We start from the raw sequence: 8,076 nt of genomic DNA on the forward strand, positions 1-8,076 counted from the left end.
ACCAAAACATCAATATCTTCATTGATATTTTGGTCGTTTTGTCAACAATCTGAAACGATAACCTATCGTTTCTTTAGTTTCTACCCTCAAGCACTACAAGTCGCAGTTTCTTTTTCATCTTGACTTTCTATGTAATCATTTTTATTGTAGAATGCATTTCTGTAAGCTTTTGTGTTAAACGGTTCTATCAAATTAATAATATTATAACCAGCTATTCCTAGTTTTTTACATACTTCTTTACTTAGTTCTGGTTTATCACTATAAACAAAAATATCTGAAGATCTATCTAATCTGTCTAATACACTATCTATTTCTTCAGGTGAGATTCTAATTTCATCATCACTTAAAATTTCACTACCTAAATTTAAAAATTGTTTATTCTTACTAGCAGAAATACGATATTTAAACTCTGATAGTAACGCATTACTATAAATTGCATTTCCATAGTTATACTGCTTTATACCATCACCTATGTGAAGTTTAGTAAACCCTCGTTCTCTTAATAGTTTTTCAGTATTACGCGAAGTAACATCAACTACACAATATAAGATTATATCTTTATCTTTATAATCATCAAGCACATCACTACCATTTTTAAAAAGCTTAATCGGTAAGTTTACAGCATTTATCGCATGCCCTCTTGCATACTCTTTTCGCCAACGAACATCCACTACTAAAGCTTCTTCAAATGTTTTTTTCTCCACATCAGCTCCAGCTATTCTTCCTGGTTTTCCTTTTAGTAATTTAAGCCAAAAAGCATATAATGCAAAAATAATAATTAATAATGCTATTACAATAATTAAAAATATACTCATTCAGTTTACTCCTTTCATCATATAATTATATTTTAGCATACATTTTGTATTTTTAATAATAAATTGTATCACAAATTACTTTGATTTTTTTTATAAATAGGAGTAAAATGTTCTTATGGAATAAACTTATCAGAAAGGAGAGCTACATGAAAATTTCCAAAATTAGTAAGATCGATAATAAGAATTTCAAACTTGAAACTTCATTACTCTTTGATGGGATTTTAGTAGGACTAGCTGCTGGTATTGTCGGAGCAAGCTATAGACTTCTAATCGGTTACAGTGAAAAACTCGTTCACTACACAGCAGACTTTATCAAAACCGGTTTTATTTATAAAATAGCGCTCTTACTTATATTAATAATACTTGCATTATTTTCAGGTTTCTTATTAAAACGAGAACCAATGGCTAGTGGTAGTGGAATACCCCAAGTATCAGCAGAAATTACCGGTAGACTTAATTCCAATCCATTACGAGTTCTTATTTATAAAATAATAGGTGGTTTAACAGCAAGTCTAGGTGGATTATCACTTGGTCGTGAAGGTCCATCGATTCAACTTGGGGCAATGAGTGGAAAACTCGTATCTAGAATACTAAAAAAGAATAATATTAAAGAAAAATACTTAATTACATGTGGAGCTAGCGCTGGTCTATCAATTGCTTTTGGCGCTCCACTTGCAGGCGTATTATTTTCTATAGAGGAAGTCCATAAACAAATTACAAAAAAAATAGTAATCTGTTGTTTTAGCGCTGCTGTTGTAGCAAATATAGTTGGTCAGTATATTTTCGGACTTACAGCTATCTTTAAATTTCCAGATATACCTTATGTCGAAGTAAGTATTTATCCTTGGGTTGCTTTACTAGGAATTCTATTAGGATTATTTGGGACATTTTACAATGTTACTATAAAAATACTTTTTAAAATTTATGAAGCTCTAAAACTTAATATAGTATTCAGACCACAAGTAGCTTTTCTTATTTCATTTGTACTATTTATTTTTTATCCAATAGTACTAGGAAGTGGTCATAGTTTAGTAGAATTTCTAATAGAAAATAAATTTAGTTTTATGTTTCTATTAACCTTATACTTTATAAAAACAATATTCTCCCTTGTATCATTTACATCAGGTGTTGCTGGTGGTATATTCTTACCTATATTAATCCAAGGCGCAATACTAGGAACACTATTTAGCAACTTCTTTGATGCCAAATATACAGCTTTATTTGTAATATTATCAATGTCTGGATACCTAACTGCAATTGTAAGAAGTCCTATTACATCTATCATATTACTATTCGAAATGACGCAAAAACTAAATTACTTCCTACCTATAGCGCTTTGTTGCCTATTTTCATACATGACTGCAAATATTCTTGGCACAAAACCAGTTTACGAATATTTACTAGATCGTATATTAACAAGTAATAAGCTAGAAGATAACGAACTAGAAATGGAAGTAGAAATTCTAACTACAATATCAAATGATAGTCCATTAATAGGAAGACAAATATGTGAAATTGATTGGACAAAAGGAGCGCTTGTTTCTCAAATCGAACGTTCTGGTAGAGAAATAGTACCAAAAGGAACAACTGTTTTAGAAGCAAATGATAAACTCACCGTCATTATGCCGAAAAAATGTGTTAATTTATTTTTAAAACAATTTAATGAATAAAAAGAAAACTAGAAGATGTTCTAAATCAAACATTCTTCTAGTTTTTACTTTTATATTACATTAAAATATTTTAAGGCATTTGTTATTCCGTCATCGTCTACACTTGTAGTAATAAAATCAGCAATTTCTTTTACATTTTCTCCAGCATTTCCCATTGCCACACCAATTCCAGCGTGTTTAAGCATATCTATGTCATTACCACCATCTCCAAACGCCATAGTTTCTTCTAATTTAATACCAAAATGAGTTATAATAGCATCAATACCAGTATTTTTTCCACCATCTTTTGGAATAACATCTGTAAAATGGTTAGTCCAACGAGCTGATTTTGAATTAGGCATATATGCTAAAAATCCCGCTTCTTCCTCTTCTGATACAAAGACATTAAGCTGATATATTTTTTCGCTAATAGCCTTATCATACGCTAATGGATCTTCCTTAAAACGATCAGGATCTCCTAATTCATCCTCAAGCCATTTAACCCTTGAATTTTTAAGATTCATAAATGCCCCATCCAATAAAGCAAAATCACATGCAATATTATTCTCTTTAAAATAAGGAAGCACATTTTTAATATCTTCTTGAGATAATATCTTATTATTTAAAACTTCACCCGTCTCCAAGTAACAATACTGACCATTTATTGTCACATAGCCATCAAATTTAAAATCTAATAAATCATTTAAAAATGTAGTATGAAATGGAGCTCTCCCTGTCGCTATAAATATTTTAATTCCTTTTTCTTTTAATTTCTTTAAAGTATTTGCTGTATTTTCCGGAATTGATTTAGTTTTAAAACTTCGTATTGTCCCATCAATATCAAAAAAAATTGCTTTTATATTCGTCATTATTATTCTCCATTTTCTTCTAATTTAGTAACACTATTTCTCATTTTCAAATCGTAACCAATTAATAACTTTATATCTGTCTCTTCTTTTCTAATTACACTAAGAAGCATATTTACCGTCTGTTTAGCTGCATCTTCTAAATCAAATTTTATCGTAGTTAATGGAGATTTCAGCAAGGCTGAAGAGGTATAATCTCCAAATGCAGCAACTGAATAATTATCACCAACATTTAACCCTTCTTCTTCTAATGCTTTTATAGCTCCATAAGCCAAATTATCCGTAGCACAAATTAGACAGCTGTCTTCTTTTAGTTTTTCAATATTTTCTTTTACTGCTGAATATCCCTCTTCCATACCAAAATTCGTAATTAGAACATTTTCAAGCGACAGATTATACTTTTCTAATGTTCTAATAACACCTAATTTTCGATAATATCCTACAGCAATGTCTTCTTCACTTACACCTAAATAAGCTATTCTCTTATGACCTTGAGCCAATACATAGTTAGTTATATCTCTAGCAGCATTTAAATCATTATATTCAACACTATATGTGTATTCTCCTTCTTGACCAAGCATTACAACAGGAACATCTATAGATTTTATCGTACTTTCATATGTTTTACTCATTGTAGTCGGTAGTAAAATAATTCCATCTACATTCATTCTTGCTAACTTTTTTATATATTCTAGTTGTTTATTCTCATCAAAATTAGCATTCATAATTAATGTCTCATAATTATTATTTTTCAATTCTTTATCAAGATATTTTAGAGTATTCCCACTAACATACGAGTGTAAGCATGGAACGATTACTCCAATAATCTTACTATCTATACTTTTTAATGCTTTTGCAAAAGTATTCGGCGTATAATTATACTTGTCTACTATTTCTTTAATTCGTTTATGTGTTTCTTCTTTTAAATTTCCACCATTAAAATATCTAGAGACAGTAGTAGTTCCTACTCCAGCCATACGTGCTATATCTACTATTGTCAGTTTTTTCATAGATTACCTCCTTAATCACATCCTTAATTATATACGATTAAAGAAAATAAATAAAGAATTATATAAGAACAATTTTAGAAAATATTTAAACAAAAATTTTATTAAAATACAATGATATGTATTTTAAACATTAAAGGTTTACTTATTATATTTTTGAACTTATTGTAATACAACTAATTAAAAAAATATATATTTATTTCATTAAAAATCACTATAATTATAGTAACCCTTACTATTTAATAGAATATTCTTTTACTAATATATCTACACTCTTAAACTGTATCACCACAGAGTGAGTAAATTTAAACAACAGATTTACAAATACTATCAAACAAGCATAGAACAATATGAACAATTATTATTAAAAAATTAAACAAACCTCTTGAAATCCTTTCCTAAAAGTGGTATAGTTTTCCTTGGAGGTATATTATGATAGTTCAATTAAAAAACGTATCAAAACAATATAAAGATGCTAACTTCAAACTCGAAAATATATCGTTTGATATTAATAAAAAAGAAGTTATTGGAATAATCGGTAGAAATGGTACAGGAAAAAGTACAATTCTAAAGATGATTAATGGTATTGTTTCATATGATAGTGGAGATATCCTTTATAAAAACTCTTCTATACAATCTATGGATGCAAGTACCCTTAGAAAAACTAGAAAAAATCTAGCATATATATTCCAACACTCAAATCTTATTGATAATAAAACTGTATATTATCACTTGAGCTTAGTATACAAACTAAATAAGGTTTCAGTTGATAAAAAGAAAATAGATGATATTCTTGAATTCATGAATATTACAAGACTAAAAAATAGTCTTTGTGGTAGTTTAAGTGGCGGTGAACAACAAAAAGTCGCTATTGCTATGGCTCTACTTCAAGAACCAGAAGTTTTACTTTGTGATGAAATTAGTTCTGCTTTAGATACTAATAGTGAAAAAGAAATCTTTGCACTACTTAATAAATTGCGAACTACAACTGATATTTCAATTGTTATGATTTCACATAGTCTTTCATTACTTAAAAACTTTTGTGACAGAGTAGTAGTTATCGATGATTCTACTATAAAAGATATTGTCGTACCTAATAAAAATGCAAAAGATGATTACGACAGTAATTACTATAACTACGTAAAGGAGTTTTTACTAAATGATTGATTTATTTAAAGCCAATTACGATGGTATAATGAAAGCATTTTGGGAAACAAACTATATGATGATGTACTCAATGTTAACAGTATTTTTCATTTCCCTTCCACTAGGTATTATGCTTTTTTCTTTCAGTCGTGATTATTTATTAAAAAATAGAGCAGTTTATGAAGGACTTAGCATTGCACTTAATGCCCTACGTAGTGTTCCATTTTTAATTTTTGTATTCATACTAATCCCTGTAAATAGATTTTTATTTAAAACATCTTTTGGGAATATTGCAGCAATCTTGCCACTTACTCTTGTTGGTGTAAGTATTTATGCACGTTTTGTTGAACAAGCATTAATCAACGTTCCTAAAAAAATCGTTGATAGAGCTATTAGTATGGGAGCTACAAAAGTTCAAATTATTAGGTATTTCTTATTACCTGCTACAATGGATAACTTAATCTTATCATTCACCTATACTACTATTAGTTTATTAGCATATACTACTGTAATGGGGGTTATTGGAGCAGGTGGTCTTGGTGAATTTGCATTCAGATATGGATACCAAGAATATAATTATGATTTAATGTACTTAATCGTAATAATATTTATAATCTATGTATTTATTATTCAATCAATAGGTTATGGATTAGCTAAACGTTTTACAAACAAGAAGGAGAAATAAAACCAATGAAAAAATTATTATCATTTGTTGCTAGCCTTTTAGCACTTGTACTTGTATTAACTGCATGTTCTAGCAAAACTAGCGATAAAAAAGAAGAAAAACAAGAAAACAAAACAATTAAAGTTGCCGCACACGTTCCACCATTTACTGATATGTTAGAACTAGTAAAAGAAGATTTACAAAAAGAAGGATATACACTTGAAATTGTAAAAGTATCTGATAACGTTCAAGCTAACGTTGCTTTAGCAAACAAAGAAGTCGATGCTAACTTCTTCCAACATGAACCATTCATGAAACAATACAATGAAAAAAATAAAACTAACTTAGTAGCTGTGGCAAAAGTTTATAACTCTATTCCAGCATTCTACTCAAAAACTGTTAAAAACATTAAAGATCTTAAAGATGGTGCTGATGTAGCGATTCCATCTGATGCATCAAACATGGCTCGTGCATTAAGATTATTAGCTCACGGTGGATTAATTACATTAAACGACCCTAACAGCTATAATGTTACTGTAAAAGACATTAAAGATAATCCTAAACATCTTAAATTTACAGAAGTTGGACTTTTAAACTTAAGTGATGCCTATGCAGAAAAAGATTTAGTTTTCAACTACCCAACTTACATTGCTAAATTAAACCTTACACCAATGAAAGATGGACTTCTAATGGAAGACAAAGCTGACTTTACATATGCTGGAGTACTTGCTGCTCGTGAAGATAACAAAGACGACGCTAAAATCCAAGCAGTTAAAAAAGCTTTAACTAGCCAAAAAGTTAAAGACTTCTTACAAAAGAATTTCGAAGGTAAAGCTACTGCAGCTTTCTAAAATATTAATTTTAACTAATCTATAATCTAAAAATAATCAACGAACTTACCTCTAAATAAAAAATATACATTTAAAATATATTCACAGGAGACAAACAATGAAAAAAATAATTTCATTTATTGCCAGCTTAACAGCTTTATTATTAATCCTAACAGCATGTTCAAGTAAAACTGAACCTAAAAAAGAAGAGAAAAAAGAACCTGTTACTGTAAAAGTAGCTTCTCACACTTCTCCAATGACAGATATGTTAGAAATGATTAAAGAAGATCTTAAAAAAGACGGTTACAACTTAGAAATCGTTAAAGTTTCTGATAACGTTCAAGCTAACGTTGCGTTAAACAATAAAGAAGTTGACGCTAACTTCTTCCAACACAAACCATTCATGGAACAATTTAACCAAAAAAATAACGCTAAACTTGTAGCTGTTCAACCTATTTACAACGCAACTGTATCATTCTACTCTAAAACTCTTAAAGATATTAAAGATCTTAAAGATGGTGCAGATGTAGCTATCCCTTCAGATCCAACTAACTTAGCTCGTGCTTTACGTTTATTAGATCACGCTAAAGTTATTACTCTTAAAGATCCTAATAGCTTTACTGTAACAGAAGCGGATATCAAAGATAATCCAAAACACCTTAAATTCACTAAAGTAAGCTTACTAAACCTTAACGAAGCATACAATGAAAAAGATTTAGTATTTAACTATCCAACTTACATCTCTAAATTAGGATTAACTCCTGATAAAAACGGTCTAGCTCTTGAAAAAGCAGATGATTTAACATTCGCTATCTCACTTGTAGCTCGTGAAGACAACAAAGACGATGCTAAAGTTCAAGCAGTTAAAAAAGCGTTAGCTAGTGAAAAAGTTAAAGAATACATCAACAAAGAACTTAAACCAAAAGGACACGCTACTCCAGCGTTCTAATATAAATTAAAATACTTAGCAGACAATGTTTGCTAAGTATTTTTTTATTTTAATTTAATATTTATAAATTATCATATTTCTTCCTTTTAACAATGTTCGGCAGTGTCAAGATTTTTGTGTAAACACAATCTGATGCTTTAAATAAAGTTA

The 8,076-nt window shown here is 29.3% G+C and carries 8 protein-coding genes; 5 read left to right on the forward strand and 3 right to left on the reverse strand.

Annotation, left to right across the window (positions count from 1 at the left end):
• Positions 1-86: 86 nt before the first annotated feature.
• The gene (locus RWL85_RS08190) at positions 87-815 is read right to left on the reverse strand and encodes a rhodanese-like domain-containing protein (RefSeq protein ID WP_314086976.1); all 729 of its coding nucleotides are present in this window, start codon (positions 813-815) and stop codon (positions 87-89) included.
• Positions 816-961: 146 nt separating this feature from the next.
• Between RWL85_RS08190 and RWL85_RS08195 the strand changes: the two genes are divergently transcribed.
• Complete coding sequence (locus RWL85_RS08195; protein ID WP_314086979.1) at positions 962-2,485, forward strand: ClC family H(+)/Cl(-) exchange transporter; 1,524 nt, start codon at positions 962-964, stop codon at positions 2,483-2,485.
• A 50-nt stretch (positions 2,486-2,535) separates the two neighbouring features.
• Here the strand turns inward: RWL85_RS08195 and RWL85_RS08200 are convergent, their stop codons facing one another.
• Together RWL85_RS08200 and RWL85_RS08205 are read right to left on the reverse strand one after the other, a co-directional pair.
• Positions 2,536-3,333 carry a Cof-type HAD-IIB family hydrolase gene (locus RWL85_RS08200; protein WP_314086981.1) on the reverse strand — a complete coding sequence of 266 codons (798 nt, stop codon included), beginning with the start codon at positions 3,331-3,333 and terminating at the stop codon, positions 2,536-2,538.
• Positions 3,334-3,335: 2 nt separating this feature from the next.
• Positions 3,336-4,340, reverse strand: coding sequence for a LacI family DNA-binding transcriptional regulator (locus RWL85_RS08205; protein ID WP_314086984.1), 1,005 nt, complete (start codon positions 4,338-4,340; stop codon positions 3,336-3,338).
• A gap of 429 nt (positions 4,341-4,769) precedes the next feature.
• On the opposite strand from RWL85_RS08205, the gene RWL85_RS08210 reads away from it, so the two are divergent.
• The 4 genes from RWL85_RS08210 (at position 4,770) to RWL85_RS08225 (ending at position 7,926) form a co-directional block, all read left to right on the forward strand.
• Positions 4,770-5,504 carry an ATP-binding cassette domain-containing protein gene (locus RWL85_RS08210; RefSeq protein ID WP_314086986.1) on the forward strand — a complete coding sequence of 245 codons (735 nt, stop codon included), beginning with the start codon at positions 4,770-4,772 and terminating at the stop codon, positions 5,502-5,504.
• Positions 5,497-6,168: a methionine ABC transporter permease gene (locus RWL85_RS08215; RefSeq protein ID WP_314086988.1), complete on the forward strand. Its 672-nt coding sequence runs from the start codon at positions 5,497-5,499 to the stop codon at positions 6,166-6,168. The genes RWL85_RS08210 and RWL85_RS08215 overlap by 8 nt, the downstream gene beginning before the upstream one ends.
• A gap of 5 nt (positions 6,169-6,173) precedes the next feature.
• Complete coding sequence (locus RWL85_RS08220; protein ID WP_314086991.1) at positions 6,174-6,998, forward strand: MetQ/NlpA family ABC transporter substrate-binding protein; 825 nt, start codon at positions 6,174-6,176, stop codon at positions 6,996-6,998.
• A gap of 97 nt (positions 6,999-7,095) precedes the next feature.
• Entirely contained in the window at positions 7,096-7,926 is an 831-nt protein-coding gene (locus tag RWL85_RS08225) for a MetQ/NlpA family ABC transporter substrate-binding protein (protein WP_314086993.1), read from the forward strand.
• The last annotated feature ends 150 nt before the right edge of the window (positions 7,927-8,076 follow it).

The organism is uncultured Gemella sp., assembly GCF_963515875.1.
GTDB lineage: Bacteria > Bacillota > Bacilli > Staphylococcales > Gemellaceae > Gemella.

Bases quoted from the DNA above. Each gene is read 5' to 3' on its own strand.
- RWL85_RS08190 (WP_314086976.1), bottom strand. From the start codon at position 815: ATGAGTATATTTTTAATTATTGTAATAGCATTATTAATTATTATTTTT.
- RWL85_RS08195 (WP_314086979.1), top strand. From the start codon at position 962: ATGAAAATTTCCAAAATTAGTAAGATCGATAATAAGAATTTCAAACTT.
- RWL85_RS08200 (WP_314086981.1), bottom strand. From the start codon at position 3,333: ATGACGAATATAAAAGCAATTTTTTTTGATATTGATGGGACAATACGA.
- RWL85_RS08205 (WP_314086984.1), bottom strand. From the start codon at position 4,340: ATGAAAAAACTGACAATAGTAGATATAGCACGTATGGCTGGAGTAGGA.
- RWL85_RS08210 (WP_314086986.1), top strand. From the start codon at position 4,770: ATGATAGTTCAATTAAAAAACGTATCAAAACAATATAAAGATGCTAAC.
- RWL85_RS08215 (WP_314086988.1), top strand. From the start codon at position 5,497: ATGATTGATTTATTTAAAGCCAATTACGATGGTATAATGAAAGCATTT.
- RWL85_RS08220 (WP_314086991.1), top strand. From the start codon at position 6,174: ATGAAAAAATTATTATCATTTGTTGCTAGCCTTTTAGCACTTGTACTT.
- RWL85_RS08225 (WP_314086993.1), top strand. From the start codon at position 7,096: ATGAAAAAAATAATTTCATTTATTGCCAGCTTAACAGCTTTATTATTA.